This window comes from Bacillus sp. ISL-51, from assembly GCF_018613535.1.
Classification (GTDB): domain Bacteria; phylum Bacillota; class Bacilli; order Bacillales; family Bacillaceae; genus Bacillus.
In genome coordinates, this window is record NZ_JAGGQB010000005.1 from 302591 (window position 1) to 322898 (window position 20308).

The following is a 20308-nucleotide window of genomic DNA, read 5'->3' on the forward strand; positions in this document are numbered from 1 at the left end:
TATTTGTCTTTTCCCGTCATTACATGTTGAAAAGGGATTTTTCAGACGTGCTGATGATATAATAGAAAAACTCTGACAAAGGTTGGTTTACATATGGAGAAAATGACGAGACGAACGTTTTTAAAAAGAGGGATCGGCGTTTTGGCCGCGGGTCTATTGACAGCCGGCGGCGGCTATAGCTATGCCCGGTATATTGAACCTCGTATGATCGATATAACCCGGCACACGATCCGTCACCGCTTCATCCCACGCGGTTTTGACAATTTCAAAATCGTTCAGTTCACCGATACACATTTAAGTGATGTGTATACATCCAAGGATTTGGACAAAGCGGTGCAACAGATAAATCAGCTGAAACCTGACTTGATTGCCTTCACGGGTGATTTAATCGATAAACCTCATATGTATCGGGATCATCAGAGAGCCCTCGCTGCTTTGCAAAGGCTTCAGGCTCCCTTCGGCAAACTTTGTGTTTACGGAAATCATGATCACGGAGGATTCGGCACGAACACCTATAAGGCGCTGATGGAAGGAGCAGGGTTTCAAGTAAAGCGGAACGGATACGAGCGGCTGCGGCTGACGGACGGAAGCAGCATCGAAATCGCCGCTCTGGATGATTTAATGCTCGGAAAACCCGATTATGAAGGAACGCTTTCCCGGCTTTCAGCGGATGTGTTTTCAATTTTACTCGTTCACGAGCCGGATGCCGCTCTAAAGATTGGCGGACACCCCGTCAACCTGCAGCTGTCGGGACACACCCACGGCGGACAAATTCAGCTCCCTTTTTTCGGGCCTCTTATTACGCCGCCATACGGAAAAATATATACAGACGGCATGTATACGTTAAATGACACAGCCATTTATGTAAATCGCGGCCTCGGTACGACAAGGCTGCCGCTGCGATTTTTGGCCAAACCGGAAATCGCGCTGTTTACGCTGAAGTGCGCTGCATAAAAATAAGACTTTTATCCTGATGCAGAAATGCCCCTTCCTTAATATGTATATGGGAAAGAACTTATAGGAAGGGTGATTGAACTGCTGATCTACCAGGTCAAACAAGGTGAAACCATATCCAGCATTGCCGCAGATTTCAGAATGAGCACTGCGGCGCTTCTTCAGGCAAACCCCTCTATACATTCGGCTGTCAATCCGGGGCAGAACATCATGATACCGGGACTTCCTGATCCATCCTCCATCCCATTTTCCATTATTGTCTCTATCGGAGCGAAGCAGCTGCAATTATACCGCAACAGCCGGCTCATCCGCACATACCCGATCGCAGTCGGAAAAATATTGACGACTACGCCGACTGGAAACTTTTACATCGTCAATCGCCAGCCTAAGCCCGGCGGCCCTTTCGGCGCTTATTGGCTCAGCCTCTCAAAACTGCACTACGGCATCCACGGCACAAATAACCCCTCTTCGATCGGCAAAGCTGTGTCTAAAGGATGTATTCGAATGTATAATCAAGACGTTATTGAACTTGCGGCAGCCGTGCCGAACGGAACAAAAGTGACAATTACGAGGTAGCGGTATCTCATTTGTTTAAAAAACGCGCTGATGATAATATATTACAGTGGGACCTTTAGGGTAAGGAGCGTGTTTATGGATATATTTAAAAATCGTAATTTTGTCCGGTTATTCTTCGCAGCACTCGCTTCTCAAATGGGAACGACTGTAGGTAATATGGCATTTGCTTTTTACTTGCTGGACCGCTTTTCCAATCAGCCGGTTTATACGACTCTGGCTGAGCTGATGTATTCTCTGCCGACTGTTTTTGTCTTTCTCATTGTCGGCGTCGTAGCTGACCGGTTTGACAGGAAAAAGGTCGCAGAGAATTGCGATTGGATCAGAGCCGGATTAACGGTTGTCTTCTTTTTGGCCTTATACAGCGGGAATATTCCTCTTGTGTTCTGTATTTTGTTTATCAGAAGCGCCGTGACAAAGTTCTTTTTCCCGGCAGAAGCCAGCCTTGTACAAGCTATCCTGCCTAAGGAGCATTATGCTAAAGCTGCGGGGCTTAATCAAATTCTGTTCAGCATCTTTATGGTATTCGGCGTAGGTATAGGTGCGTTTATGTATAAAACGATCGGCATTCACGGAGCGATCATTCTTGATTTTGTCAGCTTTATTGTGTCAGGCTGTCTCATCCGCGCCTGCCGCATTCCAATAGAAGCCCGTCAGCCGAACGGTCCTTTTAAATGGGGAGATTCAGTCCTTAAAGATTCGGTCGCAGATTTTAAAGAAGGTATCGTGTATATTGTCAAAAACAAACTGCTTGCTTCACTTATTTTCGGTTTTTTCATCTTTGGATTTGTCAATGGCGGATTTGCAGTACTGCCGATGTTTACAATGAAGTACGGACTTGCGCCTGACAATTATGAATCGCATACCTCCATCTTTACGATCGCTCTCGGCTTTGGCTTGCTTGCCGGAAGTGTCGCCGGAACGGTCATCGCCAAGAAGGTCAAGCCGCATCATTTAATGTCGGTTCCTATTTTGGCAGCCGGGCTATTGATCTTTCTGCTTGGCTATACAGATAACCTGTGGATCTATTATGCGACTGCTTTCGTGCTTGGCATGTGTATTGGCCCCGTCAATATCGCTATCGGCGGCTGGATGCCAAAAATCGTCCATCCGAAAATTATGGGCCGTGTGAGCGGCTGGCAAGACCCTTTTATGATGTTTGCCCAGTCCATTACACTCGGTTTGGTCGCCCTGTTATTCCCGAAGATCGTTTCCAATATTGATTATCTTTATTACGGCATGGGAGCCGTTATTTTGATGGTGTTTGTGTTCTATTTTATCGCTCTTCCGAAATACAGCGCCGAGGCAGCCGAGATCGATGTTCAGAAATCGTTAAAGGCCAAATCCAGAAAAACGGCGAAATCTGTCTAATAAAGGAAAAAAATGCGCCCTTTTCATCAGAAAAAGGCGTATTTTTTTAATCAATATTTGCATTTCAACGCTAAAAAAGTATAATCTATATAAGAACTTGATCAATGCAAAGGAGAGAAATAATGGACGACCACGCTTATTCGAAAGAGCTGCAGCCAACCATCGAGAATCTTTCAAAAGCTGTTTATACTGTGAACCGCCATGCAAAAACCGCCCCCAACCCTAAATACCTTTATCTGCTGAAAAAACGGGCTTTACAAAAGCTTGTGAAAGAAGGCAAAGGGAAGAAAATAGGGCTTCATTTTTCAAACAATCCCAGGTTTAGCCAACAGCAGTCAGACGTACTTATCTCTATCGGAGACTACTATTTTCACATGCCTCCAACAAAAGAAGACTTCCGGCATCTTCCGCATTTAGGTACGTTAAATCAATCGTACCGCAATCCTAAAGCACAAATGTCTTTGACAAAAGCGAAAAACTTATTGCAAAAGTATGTGGGCTTAAAGGAAAAACCAATTGCCGCAAACAGGCAGCAGCCCGCTTATCATAAACCCGTGTTTAAAAAACTCGGTGAAAGTTATTTTTAATTCTGCAAAAAGCCGATGCTTAAACGCATCGGCTTTTCTCTATTCCATGACGTACGTATCGACTTTTTTAATCAATTCACTGATTTCCGGTTTGCTGATTTGTTCGTCTGCCCCGACGACCTCTCCGCGATGGCGCAGATCATCTGTAATCAGGGACGAAAAGATCATAATCGGCACATCAGAGCTTTTCGGATTATCCTTCAGAAGCTTTGTCAAACGGTGGCCGTCCATTTTCGGCATCTCAATGTCACTGATGATCATGTCAACATGCTCTGACAGGTTTGCTCCGTTATCCGTGAGATTCATCACATAATCATACGCCTCTTTGCCGTTTTCAAAGGCAACGATCTCATTGTAGCCGGCCTCAGTTAATTCATCCGTCAGCAAACGCATCAGAAGCGGCGAATCTTCAACGATAATCAGCTTTTTGCCTGCCCGTCTTTCATCAAACCCTTCTTGATGAACATGATATGTTTCGACCCCTGAAGCCGATTCAATATCATAAATGATCTTTTCATAATCAGGTAAAAAGATCATTGTGTCTTCGAGTTTAATGATACCGGTCAAATGCCGCTCCATGCCCTGGTTGAGTGAAGTCGGCTTTTCAATGGCCTCCCATGACACCCGGTGGATTTGTGAAACGGAACCGACGTGAAAGACAATTTTCCGTTTGTTAAATTCTGTTACGATATATTTATCGTCTTTTGATCCTTGAGCGTCAACGCCGAAAAATGAATACAGGCTGATGACGGGAAGGATTTCGCCTCTCAGCTTAATCATTCCTTCTACATCCTTGTGAGACTGGGGCACTAATGTCACTTCGACCGGCTGGATAATTTCCCGGACTTTCATCACATTAATGCCAAATGTATTAACGCCTACTTCAAATTTGACGATTTCTAATTCATTTGTGCCTGAATCCAATAAAATATCGTATTGTTGTAAAGACAATTCAATCCCTCGCTATCCGCATTCAGTATTGTACTGTATATATCGGCTGAAAATAGAAAAAGTGAATGTGTTCAAGCCAACTGGCTATGAACTCTTTACAAAAAGATTCATTTTGCCGATACCCCATTGACTTTTTGACGTCCAGTGGTAAAATAGTCAAGGATTTTTCAGGAAGAAGGGTGTAATGAATGGGTACAGTAGTCATATTCGACCAAGATAAAATGACGGTATTAGAAGATATCAGTAAAACGGCTTATCTGCGGATGAAAAAAGAAGCAGAAGATAGTCTTGATAAGCCCTCCCCGTATTTCGTATGGCAGAAAGACCCCAGCTTTGAATACGGTTATTGATGACATTCGCCACATATCACAATAGATAGATCATGATACAATGAAGACAATCATTTCAGCTGGTTGTCTTATTTTTTTCTGAAAGAAGGTATGTTTTCACATATCGGACATATACTCGGGTTAGACCAATTTAAATAGATGACAAATGCTCAGCTAATGGTAAAATAGGATAAACTCAATATATAGTGTAAGGTGATGAATTATGGAACATTTGCTTAATCCGAAAGTAAAAGAAATCGAAATTTCAGGAATTCGCAAATTCTCAAATCTTGTAGCCCAATACGACAACGTCATTTCGCTTACCATCGGCCAGCCGGATTTTTTCACACCGCATCATGTCAAAGCAGCTGCAAAAAAAGCAATCGATGAGAATGCAACGGCTTATACACCGAATGCGGGCGGGCTTGAGCTGAGACAGGCCGTTCAGCTTTATATGAAGAAAAAAGCCGATTTGAACTATGAAGCTGAAACTGAAATCATCGTCACAACGGGGGCAAGCCAAGCGATTGACGCCTCTTTGCGGACGATTTTATCTCCCGGCGATGAAGTTATTCTGCCCGGACCGATTTATCCGGGCTATGAACCGATTATCCGCATGTGCGGCGCCATTCCCGTCCACGTTGATACGACGACACACGGCTTTAAGCTGACGGCGCGTCTTATTGAAGAATCAATAACGCCGAAAACAAAATGTGTTGTGCTTCCTTATCCGTCAAACCCGACCGGGGTGACGCTATCTGAGGAAGAGCTGAAGAATATCGCAGCCGTACTGAAGGGCAGAAATGTGTTTGTTTTATCTGACGAAATTTACAGCGAATTAACCTTTGACAGACCCCATTATTCTATTGCTTCGTTTTTGAGAGACCAGACGATCGTGATCAACGGCCTCTCAAAATCACACAGCATGACAGGCTGGAGAATCGGGTTCATTTTCGCTCCGAAAGAAATTGCAAAACATGTTTTAAAAGTGCACCAATACAGCGTCACATGCGCGTCATCCATCTCCCAGAAAGCGGCGCTTGAGGCGGTGACAAACGGTGTTGATGATGCGCTTATCATGAGAGAACAGTATAAAAAGCGGCTTGATTATGTATATGACCGGCTCGTTTCAATGGGACTTGACGTTGTAAAGCCGTCAGGTGCCTTCTATATCTTCCCTTCCATTAAATCATTCGGGATGTCATCGTTTGATTTTAGTATGGCGCTTTTGGAGGATGCAGGTGTGGCGCTGGTTCCCGGCAGCTCGTTTTCAAAGTTAGGTGAAGGATATGTGAGGCTGTCATTCGCATATTCACTGGATACGTTAAGAGAAGGCTTGGACCGGCTGGAAGCATTTGTTTTAAAAACGAGAGAATCCATGCAGACTATTTAAACAACGGCATAACGCCGTTGTTTTTTTATTGTTTTGGGAATGAAATTTTAAAGGCTGTGCCTTTATCCGGTTTGCTGTCTACTTGAATGGCTCCCTGATGATTTTTAATCAGATTAAACGTTACCATAAGCCCCAGTCCGGTTCCTTTTTCTTTTGTTGTTAAAAACGGTTCTCCTATTCGTTTCAGCACGTTCTCCGGTATACCGTCACCCTCGTCTTTTATCGTCACGTTAACGGAATACTCGTCTTCTGTCATGAGAATGTGAACCGTTCCGCCATCAGGCATGGACTCGACCGCATTTTTAATCAAATTGATAAACACCTGCTTCAGCTGGTTTTGGTCGCCGTTAATATACACGCTGTCCTGACCGTATTCCGTCTTGATGAAAGTTCCTTTGAGATTTGCCTGTGTTTCCAGGAGAGCCGTCACTTCGCTTATGATTTTCTTCAGGTTTACACGCTCTTTAACGGCGTTTTGCTGTGGTTTGGCAAGCATCAAAAGCTCGCTCAGGATTAATTCGATTCTGCTCAGTTCAGAAAACACAATCTCAAAATAATGCTCATTGCCTTCCATTGTAGGCTTCATCAGCTGTAAAAAGCCTTTAATGGCCGTCAGCGGGTTGCGGATTTCATGGGCAATTCCCGCCGCCAGCTGCCCTGCGATGGACAGTTTTTCCGACTTCAGCATTAATTCCTCTGTCTGCTTCCGCTCGGAGATATCACGCAGAATAACTTGTACGGCCGTTTCTCCGAAAAACGTCGTCGGGATACAGACCATCTCCGTATAGATCAGCCGATTTTTAAACGTAAACCAAGATTGTTTAATGATTTCGGAATCGGTCTTCCGTTCGATAATGTTTTGGACGCGTTTCCTCACGCTGTCATGATCGCAAGGATGAAGCTGGTCATAGACGTTTTTCCCGATTAAATCTTCATACGTTGCCGCCTCAAACAGTGAAATACCCGATTCATTCATGAACACCCATTTGTCATTATGAATAACGGCAATCGTGTCGATGGAATTTTGAATGAGCAGCTGATAACGCTCCCTGCTTTTTTGCAGGATCGTTTGAAATTTCTTCCGTGAAGAAATATCAATCAGAAGAAGCAATTCAGCCCGCTGATTTTTGTATGTCGTCGGAGCCGCTTTCACCTCCAAATGAACGGGTGTGCCGTCAAGCCTTTTCCACGTCTGTTCAATCATTCCGACTTCCATTCCTTTTTGCATCCGCACAATTCTGTTTTTCACGATGTCATGATATTCTTCCTCGATAAATTCATAAGATTGCCTGCCGATCACCGCATCCTTGCTTTCGGCTCCCAGCATTGCAAGCATCGCATTGTTTGCGTATGCTATTGTGCCGTTGATGCTGACGAATAAAGGGTTGGGAAGCATTTCAACAAGACGTTCAAATTCGCCGCTTTCAGCCGCCTCTGCTGACTGTTCTTCCGCCTGCTGCTTCTTTTGCTCACAGACGAGAGGCATGCGGGGCGTCTTCTCCTCAAGCACCTTAATCTTAAGGATGATTTCCCGCTCCGTTCCCTCCATTTGCGGCGTGACAATTTCCACGCCCGCTTCAAGCCACACGATGGTATGGTCTTTTTTGATAAGACGAAAGGTGCACGGCATTAAATGATGCTCGTTATAGAAATAACTTTCAACCAAAAACTGATCTTCCTCATGCAGAAATGTTTTGAGAAATGATCCCATCATCTCTTCCTGGGAATAGCTGAAATATGATTTGCAGTTTGCAGAAATATACATAATGCGTCCGTTAGAAGTTAAGACGGCATGAATATCGGTTTTCGATTGAAGCTGTTTTACATGCTGAGTATCCTGTTCCACAGAATCCCTCCTTTGCATTATACTCGCACTGCAGGCTGGCCACGGACTGATAGTAAAAGAATTTCCACTAGATTGATTCGCTAAAAAATGAGTATTCTCCTTCTATTCTGATTGTGAACGTCAATTTTCCTGAATAAAAGAAAGGGCGCACAATATATTCGGCGGCCCCTTCTTTTGTTATTTTTTATTGTATTTCTTTTCAAGTTCTTTGTAAGCGTCAATGGCTCCCTTGGCAATGTTTTTGCTTACGGGATCGTGATCATCCCGAACAGACGGAACGACAACGCTGAATGCCACTCTTGGATTTTCTGACGGATAGTAGCCGACAAAGGTCAGGTTATACGTCTCTTTTCCCCACCAGTTTCTGTTCGTGCCGTAATAGTGCGTCTGCGCGGTTCCCGTTTTTCCGGAAACATCAGCGCCAGAACCCTGGAACGTTGTATAAGCAGTCCCTTGAGGTGAGCTTGTGACCAATTTCATTCCTTTATGAACCTGGTCAAAATCGCTCGGACTGTTATTTACTTTGTTCAAAATTTTAATATCGCGCTGTTCAATCGCTTTCCCCAGTTTGTTTTTGCTGTCCGGTTCATGAATGCTTGTGACAATCCGCGGCTGCACGCGGTAGCCGCCGTTTGCGATGGCTGAAATATATTGAGCCATTTGAAGCGGCGTATATGTATCAAATTGTCCGATCGCAAAGTCCAGCAGCAATCCCCCGACCAATTGCGGATTTGACTGCATTCCCGCTGATTCCTGAGGAAGGTCAATCCCGGTTTTCACACCCAGGCCGAATTGGGCGTAGTAGTTGCGCATTTTTTTAATATCGTCTAATCCGGCAGGCAGCGTGCCGTACGGGGTGTAGGTAAGGCCGGCGATATGCATGGCAACATTAAACATATACACGTTTGAACTTCTTTGCAGCGCAGTCAGCTCAGTAATGGCCCCCATTTGTGTCCACGATTGTTTTTTCGTATTGTCTTTAAAAATAAGCGGTGCATCGACAAACGTTTTATAATGGGGAAGGCCGCTTTGGTAACCGGCAAGTACAGTTGCTCCTTTTACAGAAGAGCCCATCTCATATTGGGTCGTAAATGATCCGATCGCAAAATCCTGTATTTTATTTGTTTCCAGATCAATGCGTTTCCCCGCCATTGAGAGAATATCCCCGTTATTCGGATCCATCATTACGGCAAAGGCTCTGTCCACCATGTAGTTGCCTGCGGCGCGGCTTCTTCTCAGCTCTTTTTCAATGACTTTTTCTACTTTCGACTGTAATTCCATATCGAGCGAGAGCTGAAGATCGTAGCCTCTGCTGCCTTCATCGACGGGCTTTTGGCTGACGACTTCACCTTTGCTGTTTTCCACATACTCTACTTTTTCTTTATGCGCGTTTAAATAGTCTTCATATTGATATTCAATGTAGCTTTTTCCCACTCGGTCATTCAGTGAGTAGCCTCTTGTGACATAGTAATCTTTCCGTTCACCCAACAATCCCTGTTCCGGTGTCGTGACTCCGCCGAATAGAGAGTAGAGCGTTTTGTCGTACGGATATTTGCGCGTCCAGTCGTTGACAACGTCAATGCCGGGGAGCTCTTTCAGATTCTCGGATACGACGGAAACTTCTTCATATGTCAGATCGCTTTTCGGTTTCTGCTTATTGTTTTCATGCTCGTCAAGCAGCGACCCGCTGTTTCCGTTTCCGTTAAGCTTATTTGGGTCCATTGATTTGACGACTTGCGGCTGATAGGCGTTGCCGCTTGAAAAACGCGTATAAATCGCCGTGATTTCCAGCTCTTTTTTGTCTTTTTTTATCGTAGTGATCTCCTCCGCCGGCACACGATCAACCTGGCGTTTGTATGCTTCTTGCGGTTTCAGGCTGTTCTCCGAATTCTTCAAAAGCTTCGCTGCCTGCTTCGGATGAGCCGCAAGCCAGTAGTCCCTTATATTCCGTTCCTTTAAGAATTCAGTATCCATATGGATCAGGCCGGCCAGATTTTTTGCCGTTTTTAATTTATCCTTTGTCTCCGTTTTTGAGGTTGATACGTAAACAATTTCAGGAACCGCCTGGTTATCAACGGCCACCCTGTCCTGTCTGTCGTACATCTTTCCTCTCGGGGTAGGATAATACGCTGTCTTTGCGTTTGCTTTCTCTGCATCTTGGCGGTGTTTATCCCCTTCCACAATCTGAACGATACCGAGTTTAAAAATAAGCGCCGTAAAGAGAAAGAAAACAATCAAGAAATAAAGATTCATTCTCAGCGCTCTGTGCTTTTTGGTTTTTTTCTTTGGTTCGCGCGCGACTTCAGCCACTTCCCGTTACACCTCTCACATCATTCAATATATTTACATAAACAGATTTTAATTGTAACATTTTTGTAAAAGTTGTTACAGCAAAAAAGGGTAAAAAAAACTGTCAAGATCAAATTATCTTAAAATATATCCAATACTTCAAATAATTTGAAGAGATGTAACAGAACCATAAAAATAAATACAGAGCGTTTTTCCCTGTATAAAGCCTTCCGGCGTCTCTCAGTTACAAATATGACAATCCTCCGTTGTCAAAGGAAAAGGCTGGTTCCAATATGACAAAAAAACTATGATAAGATTTTTGGTGTAGAAAAAAACTTCTCTGGGAGGCTATGAACTTATGAAGAAAGCATTTATTTTATCTGCTGCCGCGGCAGTCAGCTTATTTACATTCGGAGGCATCCAGCAGGCATCTGCAAAAGAACTGTCTTGCCAGCCCGTGGTCACTGTAAAAACAGGAAACACAGTACAGCACCTGACGCTTAAAGAGGCATCCGCAAAGCTACATATGAAAACAAGCGTTAAAACGTTAAAGGTCAAAAATGAAAAAGAATTAAAGCAGCTTCTTCAAAAGCACGCGAAGCATTCAGATATGACAATTAAAGATGTTCAAAAAAATACACCAGCGAAAACGGCTCCGGCGGCTTCAGAAAAACCGAAAGCCGGGCAAAGCCAATCGGCTGACAACGCAAAGCAAACAGATAAAACAAACAGCAGCACAACGGCCGCTCCTTCATCTGTAAGTGCGTATGAAAAGAAAGTCGTTGAACTGACAAATGCCGAAAGACAAAAACAAGGCTTAAAACCGCTTCAGATTGATGAAAAGCTAAGCAAATCAGCTCACGCAAAATCACAAGATATGAAAGACAAAAACTATTTCGATCATCAAAGCCCTACTTACGGCTCACCGTTCGACATGATGAAATCTTTCGGAATCACTTATAAAACTGCTGGTGAAAATATCGCCAAAGGACAGCCGACTCCTGAAGCTGTCGTTAAAGCATGGATGAACAGTGAAGGCCACAGAAAAAACATCATGAATCCTGAGTTCACTCAAATCGGTGTCGGTTATGTAGAATCAGGAAACATCTGGACACAGCAATTCATCGGAAAATAAACCAAAAAAGATTGCCCCTGATAGCGGGGCAATCTTTTTTTATTTGATCCAAAGCTTATAAATGCTCTGGGTTCCGCTGTTTTCCTCGCCCTGTGCTGCAAGTTTATCGTATAACGATTTGGCAAGCGCCAGGCCGGGCATGTCCTCTCCCATCAGTTCCGCTTCCTCAAGGGCAATTCCCATGTCTTTAATAAAGTGTTTAACGTAGAATCCGGGTTCAAAGTCGCCTTTCAGCATACGGGGGGCAAGGTTGGACAATGACCAGCTTCCCGCTGCGCCGGTTGTGATGCTTTTGAGCACATGTTCCGGATTCAAGCCGGATTTTTGAGCATATGCCATCGCCTCAGCCACTCCGACCATTCCGGCCGCAATTGCGATTTGGTTGCACATTTTTGTGTGCTGCCCGCTTCCTGCCGGCCCTTGATATTGAATGTTCTCACCCATTACATTAAAGATCGGGAGACAGGCTTCAAACGCTTCTTTGTCTCCGCCGGCCATAATGGCAAGCGTTCCGTTTCGGGCGCCGATATCTCCTCCCGAAACAGGTGCGTCAATGGCGTATATTGATTTTTGCTTCGCCTGTTCTGCTATCTTTTTGGCAAGGGACGGTTTTGATGTCGTCATGTCAATGACATATGTCCCCTCTTTTGCATGATTGATAATTCCATTTTCGTTTAAATAAATGTCCTCAACGTCACTCGGATAGCCGACCATTGTAATGATGACATCAGCTTCCTCTGAAAGGTCCTTGACCGACTCCTTCCAGACAGCCCCCTTGTTGAGGATCGGATCTGCTTTTTGTTTTGTCCGCGTATACACAAGGACTGGATAGCCTGCTTCTAAAATATGGGACGCCATACTGTTTCCCATTACGCCTAAACCGATAATACCGACTGTTTTTTTCAATGCGCTTTCCTCCCGTGATGATCGATTTACATATCATTCTTCCATTTCTAGATTACCATATTGCAGATCGATTCTATAGAATGAAAAAGAGTTCGGCTACAGTGTGAATTTAGAGATGGCTCCGATCAGTTCCTCGCTTGCGCTCTTTAACAGATCTGTCGATTGTTTCACTTTTTCGAGCGTAACCAGCTGCTCATCCGTCGAGGCGTTCACTTCTTCCGCCGCAGCCGCAGATTCCTGCGAGATGGCGGAAATGCTTTGAATGGCTTCTGAGATAGCCGCTTGTTCTTCGCTCATCTTTTGAATGTCATGATAGATATGGTCGATTCCCTGAACGAGTGACTGCATTTCAGTTGTAATGAGATTGAGCACTTCGCCCGTTTCATGAATGGCGCTGTTTTGTTCATCATTCATTCTGCTTGCCTCTGTCATGGCATGAGATGCCTCTTTTGTTTCTGATTGAATCAGCCGGACCGTCTCACTGATATGCTTCGAAGAAAGGGCGGATTGTTCAGCGAGCTTGCGGACTTCTTCTGCAACCACGGCAAATCCCCGCCCGCTTTCTCCGGCTCTGGCCGCTTCAATACTCGCATTTAACGCAAGCAGATTCGTCTGGTCAGAGATCGCTGATATCGCCGTTACGACTTCCTCTATGTTTTTCGTTTGATTTTCCAGATCAGTCAGCATTACCTCTACTTTTTTCGTTTCGGAATTGGCTTCATTTGATTTCATCAGCAGCTGGCCAAGCGCGTCCAATCCTTTATAACTGGCATCCTCTGATGATTTTGAAAGAGTTTTAATACTGCCTGCGCGGTCAGCGATTCCTTTCATTTTGCTTGAAAGATTTTCTGATTTTTCATTGATCGTTTCAACCTCGGACGCCTGCTCTGTCGCTCCGGCGGCAACTTCTTCTATCGCTTTTGCGATTTGCCCGCTCGTTTCATTCGTCTCTTGTGATATGACGGTTAACTGTTCTGACGTGTCGGACACTTGTTCAGAAGAGGTTTTGACCTGCTCGACCATCGATTTCATATTTTCAACCATCTGGTTAAAGTCTTTTGTTAATACGCCTATTTCATCTCTTGATTTCGTCTGTGCATGAACGGTTAGATCTCCGGCAGAAACTGAGTTCGTTTTTGCGATCAGCTGCTGGATCGGACCGGTAATTGTTTTAGCCAGAAAATAGCTGAGCCCGATCGTTATGACAAGAGCGATCAGTGACATGAAAATGCTCACTGTGTTCATTCGGTCGGCGACCCCCATCAGCTGATCTTTGTCAAACTGCGTCCCGACCTTCCAGCCTGTTTCTTTTATCGTTTGATAGACGATCATTTTTCCCTGCTGCTCTTGAATCCCTTCTTTGCCGGAGCTGATTACTTTTAAGGCTTGATCGTCCGAAATATTTTTCCCTTGTTCTGACGGATGTGCCAGAAGAGCTCCGTTTTCGTCTGCCAAAAATGCAAACCCTTTATACGGAACCTTTTGCTTATTGACCATGCTTTGAATGGAGGACAGTTTAAGGTCTAAGCTCGCGACTCCGATGACTTTTCCGCCGTTTTGAACCGCTTTGGCAGCTGTAACAATCATATCTCCGGTTACAACGTCTTTATAAGGCTCAGTCCACACAACACGATCCGGCTTTTCAGCTGCAAGCTTATACCACGATCTGTTTGTCGGATCATAGTCTTTGGCAAAATCGGCCTTTGGATATGTAATCATTTGCTTTCTTTCGGTTCCGACGTATGCGAGAGCAACGTACTTGTCATTTTCTTCAATCTGCTTTAATTCATCGTGAAACAACTGGGCGGTATCCTTCTTCCCCTCAGTTAAGAATGAACGGGACAATTCACCGTTTGCTAATCTCAATAAAGAAATTTCATAATTCTTCAATTGAAGCTCGATATTTTGTCCGAGTGAATTTGTGACGTTCTGTGTCGTATGTTTCGCTTCATCCGTCATCATCGGTTTTAATGTCAGATAAGAAGAAACCGTTAAAAAAACAACCGTTAATATAAGCATTGCCGATACAAAAACAGCAATTTTGAGATGCATTTTTTTAAACATACCCATCCCCTCCTGAGAGTTATATCGGTCTTTTGACTAAGAAAATGAATAAACTCTTGGAATAATTACCTGAGATTTCATCTTTTCTTCTCTTTACATTACGGCCGTTGTAAACGACTTAAATAAAAAAGGGCTGTCCCGCTGACAGCCCGCTTTTACGTAAAATATTCGATTTTCGCTTTCGGAAAATAGGTTTCAATATAAGACTCGAGCGTTTCCCGCAGAGCATGCTCTTCATCCTTTTGATAAATGTACTTACCGATTCCGTAGCGTCCCCACTTGTACCTGCGTTTTTCTTCATCAAGCTCAAGTTTTGATTTCGGATAGTTTTTTTCAATCACCCGTTTTGCCGGCTTCGTAAAACGATGCTGAATCAATTCAAACGTGATATCATGCCGTACATCCTCATCTAATGCGGCGTCCAGCTTTTTAAATAACTCCTTATAGCCTTCTTCCCAGCCTTCATGAATATAAATCGGAGCGACGATGAAACCGAGCGGATAGCCTGCTTTAGCAATCTTTACAGCCGCTTCTATCCGTTTATCGAGCGGGGATGTTCCGGGTTCAAAGTTTTTGATCACATAATCCGCATTGATGCTGAATCTGAACCTTGTTTTTCCGTTATGCTTGGCGTCCAGCAAGTGATCAACATGATGGAACTTTGTTACAAATCTGAGCTTTCCCAACTCACTTTGGCCGAAATGCTCAATTGCTCTTTTTAACGTATGGGTTAGGTGGTCGATACCTACGATGTCTGACGTACATGAGGCTTCAAACCTTGTAAATTCCGGAGCCCGTTCCTTCATATATTCATCTGCCTGGTCCAAAATTTCCTCGACATTAACATACGTACGGATATAAGGCTTTGACCCCATCGTTGTCTGTAAATAGCAGTAGTGGCAATGTCCCATGCAGCCTGTTGCAAACGGAATTGCATATTCGGCCGATGGTTTAGAAGAATCGAATTTTAACGTTTTACGGACGCCGATGACTAATGTTGATTTCGCGTTCCTGTACTGCTGCAAATGGTTTTTTCCCGGAATATTCCGAACTTGATTGTGCGATGTCGTTTCTCTGATTTTAAGCCCCATATTTTCGAACTTATTTTTCAGCTCTTGTCCTAACGGGTATTCCAGCGCTCTCGGTTCGATATAAACAAGCTGGGGAACAAACGGCTTCAGCATGGAATGACACTCCCTTTTTACATATTCTCATATGGTTACTTTTCGCTAAAAGGGAGCGGATATGTGTTGTAAACATTTCCTTCACTTATTGATATTGATTATCGTCAAAAAGCTCATGATACAGCGCTTCAGCTTCTTCGTAAGTAGAAAAGACAGCATCGTCCTCTGCGAGCGGGTGATAGGTTTCGTATAAAAACAGTGACAGCTCCCCCTCGTAATACGGGTGATGGACGATTTCCGCCTCTTTAATATGGGCAACATTGGCGGCATGCGGATTGCGGTAAATCACATAGACTGTATCCCCCGCCCCAAACGGTTTTGTCATTGTAATCCCTCCTGTTGAAGGTTATTGTTCCCTCCTTTATTTCGAATATGAAAAAAACCAGACGGATTCATGTCCATCTGGTTTTTCTATTACTTATTGAAAGTTTCTTTTACGAACGCAACAACTTCTTCTGTCGTGCTCATAGATAAGATTTTTTCTTTAAATGACTGAGCTTCTTTTTTAGAAAGCTTGCTGATCTGCGTTCTTGCCGGAAGGATGGAAGTCGCACTCATTGAGAACTCATCCAGGCCAAGGCCGAGAAGAATCGGAATCGCAATTTCGTCTCCCGCCATTTCTCCGCACATACCGACCCACTTGCCCTCTTTGTGAGCGGCTTCGATTACAAGGGTGATGAGGCGGAGAATCGCTGGATTGTATGGCTGATACAGATAAGCAACACGCTCGTTCATACGGTCAGCAGCCATAGTGTATTGGATCAAGTCATTTGTTCCGATACTGAAGAAATCAACTTCTTTAGCAAACTGATCTGCGATGACGGCTGTTGACGGAATCTCTACCATCATACCGACTTCAATGTCGTCAGAAACCGTTACGCCGGCTTTCACGAGACTTTCTTTTTCTTCAAGAAGAATCGCTTTTGCCTCTTTAAACTCGTTTACTGTCGCAATCATCGGGAACATGATTTTTAAGTTTCCGTATGTACTTGCACGAAGCAGCGCACGAAGCTGAGTTCTGAAAATCTCTTGCTCTTCAAGGCAAAGGCGGATCGCTCTGTAGCCTAAAAACGGGTTCATTTCTTTCGGCAGCTGCAGGTAAGGAAGCTCTTTGTCGCCGCCGATATCCAATGTCCGTACGACAACTGATTTTCCTTTCATGCGCTCCAGAACTGTTTTATAGGCGTCAAATTGCTCTTCTTCCGTCGGAAGCTGGTCGCGCCCCATGTAAAGGAATTCCGTACGGTAAAGCCCTACAGCTTCGCCGCCGTTTTCCAGAACGCCTTTTACATCATCAGGCGTACCGATGTTGGCTGCAAGCTCTACATGGTGGCCGTCTTTTGAAACAGTCGGTTCATTGACGAGCTTCGCCCACTCAGCTTTTTGCGCCAGATAAGCGTTATGCATTTCTTCATATTGTTTTACGATTTCAGCCGCCGGATCAATGATGACATCGCCATTGATTCCGTCAACGATAACCGTAACACCATTTTCAATTGTGCCAGTAGCCGTTTTTGTACCAACGACAGCCGGGATTTCAAGCGAACGGGCCATGATCGCGGAGTGTGAAGTACGGCCGCCTATATCAGTCGTAAATCCTTTTACAAACTCACGGTTTAATTGAGCCGTGTCAGACGGTGTCAAGTCTTCAGCCACGATAATAACCTCTTCTGAGATCATGCTCGGGTTCGGTATTTCAACGCCCAGCAGGTGTCCTGTCACACGTTTTGTCACGTCGCGGATATCAGCCGCACGCTCTTTCATGTACTCGTTATCCATTGATTCAAACATTGTAACGAACATGGAAGCTGTTTCTTTTAAAGCGAATTCAGCACTGACTGATTCTGAGCTGATTTTTTCTTTCACTGGGTTTAACAGCTCAGGATCGCTCAGAACTAAAAGGTGAGCGGAGAAAATGTCTGCTTTGTCTTGTCCCAGTTCTTTTAAAGCATGCTCTTTAATTTTTTCCAGCTCTTCTTTAGAACGTACAATCGCTTCTTCAAAACGGCTTACTTCCGCTTCAGCGTCAGCAATGTTTTTCTTTTCAACCGTTAAGTCCGGCTCTTCAAGCCGGTATGCTTTTGCAATCGCAATTCCGGCTGAAGCTCCTATTCCTTTTAATTCCAGCATTACTCGCCGAGTCCTTCGCTTTTCATTGTTTCTTCTAAAGCGTTAAGAGCATCGTTTTCGTCTGCGCCAGAAGCAGAGATTGTGATTTCAGCGCCTTTCGCGATACCTAAAGACATAACACCCATAATAGACTTAAGGTTTACCGTTTTTCCGTTATATTCCAAATTGATGTCAGCGTCATATTTGCTTGCAGTTTGTACAAGAACAGTCGCAGGACGAGCGTGGATCCCAGAATCTGCAGTTACTTTAAATGTTTTTTGTGCCATGTTTATCATTCTCCTTTAAATTAAAGCTATTTTACTACACAATATTATATCATACAGCCGTACTTGTCATCTGACAAGCACGGCGTATTTATATGCTTATTTGCCGATTTTCACGATGTCTTTTTGTTCTCTTTTTACTGAACCTTCGGCTGAAATGGCAATCGTTTCACCCTCAGCCAGGTTTGTAAATACAATCGGTGTCATCAGTGACGGCACTTTAGGTTTCACCGCTTCAAGATCGACTTCCAGAAGCTTTTGACCCGGTTCAACACGGTCTCCTTCAGATACAAAAGCAGTAAACCCTTCGCCTTTGAGGCTGACTGTGTCGATACCGAAATGGATCAGTATCTCTTTGCCGCCGTCAGACTGCAGGCCGATCGCATGTTTTGTCGGGAAAACATTTAACACTTTTCCGCGAACAGGCGATACCACAATACCTTCTTCTGGAAGAATCGCAAATCCGTCACCCATCATTTTTCCTGAGAATACTTGGTCAGGCACATCGGTAATCGGATGAATTTCACCGGTGATCGGCGCTGCGAACACTTCTTCACCCTGCTCATTTTGGAGCGGTTCGGCGATGACTTCCTCAACCTGCTGGCTGACTTCTTCTTGTGCGGATACTTTCGGATCAGGTCGCGGAGTTCGTCCCGCAATAATATCCTGCATTTGCGTTTTTAAACCGTCAGAGCGAGGGCCGAAAATGGCTTGAATGTTATTTCCGACCTCGAGCACTCCTGACGCGCCAAGCTGCTTCAGACGGGCTTTATCAACTTTCTTCTGATCGTTGACCGTTACGCGCAGCCTTGTAATACAAGCGTCAAGGTGCTTGATATTTTCCTGGTCGCCCATTGCCTGTAAAATCTCGTAAGGCAGGTCGCTTGTCTCCCCTGTCGAGCCTGAAGCTTCATCTTCAGCTTCCTCTTCACGGCCGGGAGTCTTCAGATTAAACTTCCGGATGGCAAACCGGAAACCGAAGTAGTAAATGACCGCAAATCCCAAGCCGACCGGAATGACGAGCCACCAAGCCGTCCGGTTAGGTAAAATCCCGAACAGGAAGTAGTCAATCAGACCGCCTGAGAAGGTCATGCCGATTTTAACATTCAAGAGCTGCATAACCATAAAGGAAAGACCCGCGAACACACAGTGAATCGCAAACAGGATAGGAGCCACAAACAGGAATGAGAATTCAAGCGGCTCGGTAATACCCGTTAAGAAACTTGTCAATGCGGCAGAACCCATAATTCCGGCAACAAGTTTTTTCTTTTCCGGCTTCGCTTCATGATAGATTGCAAGCGCTGCCGCAGGAAGCCCGAACATCATGAACGGATATTTCCCTGTCATAAATGTTCCTGCTGTCAGCTGAACGCCGTCTTTAATCTGCGCCATGAAAATCCGCTGATCCCCGCGGATGATATCGCCCGCCGTATCTTTGTAGCTGAAAAATTCATACCAAAACGGCGAGTAGAATATGTGATGCAGACCGAACGGGATCAAGGACCGTTCAATCATTCCGAAAATAAAGGCAGCCAAGGTTGGATTCGCTTCCACAAGTCCCGTTGAGAAGGAATTCAAACCGTGCTGAATCGGAGGCCAGATCACTAACATAATAAGACCGAGAATTAATGCGGAAATTGATGTGATAATCGGAACGAAACGCTTACCCGCAAAAAATCCGAGATATTGCGGAAGTTCAATTTTATAAAATTTGTTGAACAATAACGCGGCCAGCACCCCGACGATAATACCGCCGAACACGCCCGTCGCCAAAGTAGGAATCCCCAGCATGTTAATATAGGCCGGATGATTTTCCGCAAAGAACTTTGCCCGTTCAATTTTATCGGACGGAATGCTTCCGTTAGCCATAAGCACAGCGCTCATGGATACGTTCATCACCAAGTATCCGATAATTGCTGCGATTCCGGCAACGCCGTCTCCGTTTGCAAGACCGATCGCAACCCCTACTGCAAATAGAAGCGGCAGGTTGTCAAACACGATTTGACCGGCGCTTTCCATGACGTTCGCCACAAGCTGGACGCCATCATTGCTTAGGAAATGCATCACTTGAATCATATCTTTGTTCTGCATGGCATTTCCAAGCGCGAGCAAAATCCCCGCAGCCGGTAAAATCGCAACCGGAAGCATAAGAGCACGGCCAATTTTCTGGAGAACGCCGAATAATGCTTTAAACATAAAGAATGTACCTCCTCTATTAGCTAGTGTGACCTTACAGCGAAAATTCATGACAACGAATTCATAGGCGCAAGTCTTCAGTTTAACCGTTTACATTTGCCCTTTTACACAACAAAAAAGGCATAAGTAAAAAAGGG

General features: G+C 44.6%; 16 protein-coding genes and 1 pseudogene. 7 read left to right on the forward strand and 10 right to left on the reverse strand.

Translation table 11 applies throughout. The features are described 5' to 3' along the window. The first annotated feature begins 93 nt into the window (after positions 1-93). The 4 genes from J7E26_RS06300 to J7E26_RS06315 all read left to right on the forward strand — a co-directional run bounded on the left by J7E26_RS06300 (position 94) and on the right by J7E26_RS06315 (position 3485). Entirely contained in the window at positions 94-954 is an 861-nt protein-coding gene (locus tag J7E26_RS06300) for a metallophosphoesterase (RefSeq protein ID WP_214799651.1), read from the forward strand. Positions 955-1035: 81 nt separating this feature from the next. Then, entirely contained in the window at positions 1036-1530 is a 495-nt protein-coding gene (locus J7E26_RS06305) for a L,D-transpeptidase family protein (RefSeq protein WP_214799921.1), read from the forward strand. Positions 1531-1605: 75 nt separating this feature from the next. Next, positions 1606-2898, forward strand: a complete 1293-nt coding sequence (locus J7E26_RS06310) for an MFS transporter (protein ID WP_214799653.1) — start codon at positions 1606-1608, stop codon at positions 2896-2898. Between the two features lie 122 nt (positions 2899-3020). Continuing rightward, positions 3021-3485 carry a YkyB family protein gene (locus J7E26_RS06315; protein ID WP_214799655.1) on the forward strand — a complete coding sequence of 155 codons (465 nt, stop codon included), beginning with the start codon at positions 3021-3023 and terminating at the stop codon, positions 3483-3485. A 39-nt stretch (positions 3486-3524) separates the two neighbouring features. Here J7E26_RS06315 and cheV read toward each other — a convergent pair whose 3' ends face one another. Beyond that, a complete protein-coding gene (gene cheV, locus J7E26_RS06320) occupies positions 3525-4436 on the reverse strand; it encodes a chemotaxis protein CheV (protein ID WP_214799657.1) in 912 nt (303 codons plus the stop codon). Between the two features lie 188 nt (positions 4437-4624). Here cheV and J7E26_RS06325 point away from each other — a divergent pair, with 188 nt between their 5' ends. Beyond that, on the forward strand, positions 4625-4786 hold the full coding sequence (locus J7E26_RS06325) for a hypothetical protein (protein WP_214799659.1): 162 nt from the start codon (positions 4625-4627) through the stop codon (positions 4784-4786). Between the two features lie 202 nt (positions 4787-4988). Then, a pseudogene (locus tag J7E26_RS06330) lies at positions 4989-6169 on the forward strand (aminotransferase A); the annotation flags it as partial. Positions 6170-6183: 14 nt separating this feature from the next. Here J7E26_RS06330 and J7E26_RS06335 read toward each other — a convergent pair. Next, complete coding sequence (locus tag J7E26_RS06335; protein ID WP_214799663.1) at positions 6184-8004, reverse strand: PAS domain-containing protein; 1821 nt, start codon at positions 8002-8004, stop codon at positions 6184-6186. A 177-nt stretch (positions 8005-8181) separates the two neighbouring features. Beyond that, positions 8182-10314, reverse strand: coding sequence for a peptidoglycan D,D-transpeptidase FtsI family protein (locus tag J7E26_RS06340; protein ID WP_214799665.1), 2133 nt, complete (start codon positions 10312-10314; stop codon positions 8182-8184). 337 nt (positions 10315-10651) lie between these two features. Here J7E26_RS06340 and J7E26_RS06345 point away from each other — a divergent pair, with 337 nt between their 5' ends. Then, positions 10652-11428, forward strand: coding sequence for a CAP domain-containing protein (locus tag J7E26_RS06345; RefSeq protein ID WP_214799666.1), 777 nt, complete (start codon positions 10652-10654; stop codon positions 11426-11428). Between the two features lie 39 nt (positions 11429-11467). On the opposite strand, the gene J7E26_RS06350 is transcribed toward J7E26_RS06345, so the two are convergent. The 7 genes from J7E26_RS06350 to ptsG all read right to left on the reverse strand — a co-directional run bounded on the left by J7E26_RS06350 (position 11468) and on the right by ptsG (position 20171). Then, entirely contained in the window at positions 11468-12334 is an 867-nt protein-coding gene (locus J7E26_RS06350) for an NAD(P)-dependent oxidoreductase (RefSeq protein WP_214799668.1), read from the reverse strand. 96 nt (positions 12335-12430) lie between these two features. Further along, positions 12431-14398 (reverse strand): methyl-accepting chemotaxis protein, encoded by a 1968-nt coding sequence (locus tag J7E26_RS06355; RefSeq protein ID WP_214799670.1) that lies wholly within the window; start codon positions 14396-14398, stop codon positions 12431-12433. 155 nt (positions 14399-14553) lie between these two features. Continuing rightward, positions 14554-15582 (reverse strand): spore photoproduct lyase, encoded by a 1029-nt coding sequence (gene splB / locus J7E26_RS06360; protein WP_214799672.1) that lies wholly within the window; start codon positions 15580-15582, stop codon positions 14554-14556. Between the two features lie 85 nt (positions 15583-15667). Beyond that, positions 15668-15907: a splAB operon transcriptional regulator SplA gene (gene splA / locus J7E26_RS06365; RefSeq protein ID WP_214799674.1), complete on the reverse strand. Its 240-nt coding sequence runs from the start codon at positions 15905-15907 to the stop codon at positions 15668-15670. 89 nt (positions 15908-15996) lie between these two features. Next, the gene (gene ptsP / locus J7E26_RS06370; protein WP_214799676.1) at positions 15997-17712 is read right to left on the reverse strand and encodes a phosphoenolpyruvate--protein phosphotransferase; all 1716 of its coding nucleotides are present in this window, start codon (positions 17710-17712) and stop codon (positions 15997-15999) included. After that, entirely contained in the window at positions 17712-17978 is a 267-nt protein-coding gene (locus J7E26_RS06375) for a phosphocarrier protein HPr (RefSeq protein ID WP_043857399.1), read from the reverse strand. Before J7E26_RS06375 ends, ptsP begins: the two co-directional genes overlap by 1 nt. 96 nt (positions 17979-18074) lie before the next feature. Continuing rightward, a complete protein-coding gene (gene ptsG, locus J7E26_RS06380) occupies positions 18075-20171 on the reverse strand; it encodes a glucose-specific PTS transporter subunit IIBC (RefSeq protein ID WP_214799678.1) in 2097 nt (698 codons plus the stop codon). Positions 20172-20308 lie beyond the last annotated feature (137 nt).

Excerpts from the sequence above, each read along its gene's own strand:
- splB (WP_214799672.1), bottom strand. The coding sequence starts at position 15,582 with ATGCTGAAGCCGTTTGTTCCCCAGCTTGTTTATATCGAACCGAGAGCG.
- ptsG (WP_214799678.1), bottom strand. The coding sequence starts at position 20,171 with ATGTTTAAAGCATTATTCGGCGTTCTCCAGAAAATTGGCCGTGCTCTT.
- J7E26_RS06375 (WP_043857399.1), bottom strand. The coding sequence starts at position 17,978 with ATGGCACAAAAAACATTTAAAGTAACTGCAGATTCTGGGATCCACGCT.
- J7E26_RS06355 (WP_214799670.1), bottom strand. The coding sequence starts at position 14,398 with ATGTTTAAAAAAATGCATCTCAAAATTGCTGTTTTTGTATCGGCAATG.
- J7E26_RS06325 (WP_214799659.1), top strand. The coding sequence starts at position 4,625 with ATGGGTACAGTAGTCATATTCGACCAAGATAAAATGACGGTATTAGAA.
- J7E26_RS06310 (WP_214799653.1), top strand. The coding sequence starts at position 1,606 with ATGGATATATTTAAAAATCGTAATTTTGTCCGGTTATTCTTCGCAGCA.
- ptsP (WP_214799676.1), bottom strand. The coding sequence starts at position 17,712 with ATGCTGGAATTAAAAGGAATAGGAGCTTCAGCCGGAATTGCGATTGCA.
- J7E26_RS06345 (WP_214799666.1), top strand. The coding sequence starts at position 10,652 with ATGAAGAAAGCATTTATTTTATCTGCTGCCGCGGCAGTCAGCTTATTT.
- splA (WP_214799674.1), bottom strand. The coding sequence starts at position 15,907 with ATGACAAAACCGTTTGGGGCGGGGGATACAGTCTATGTGATTTACCGC.
- J7E26_RS06315 (WP_214799655.1), top strand. The coding sequence starts at position 3,021 with ATGGACGACCACGCTTATTCGAAAGAGCTGCAGCCAACCATCGAGAAT.
- J7E26_RS06300 (WP_214799651.1), top strand. The coding sequence starts at position 94 with ATGGAGAAAATGACGAGACGAACGTTTTTAAAAAGAGGGATCGGCGTT.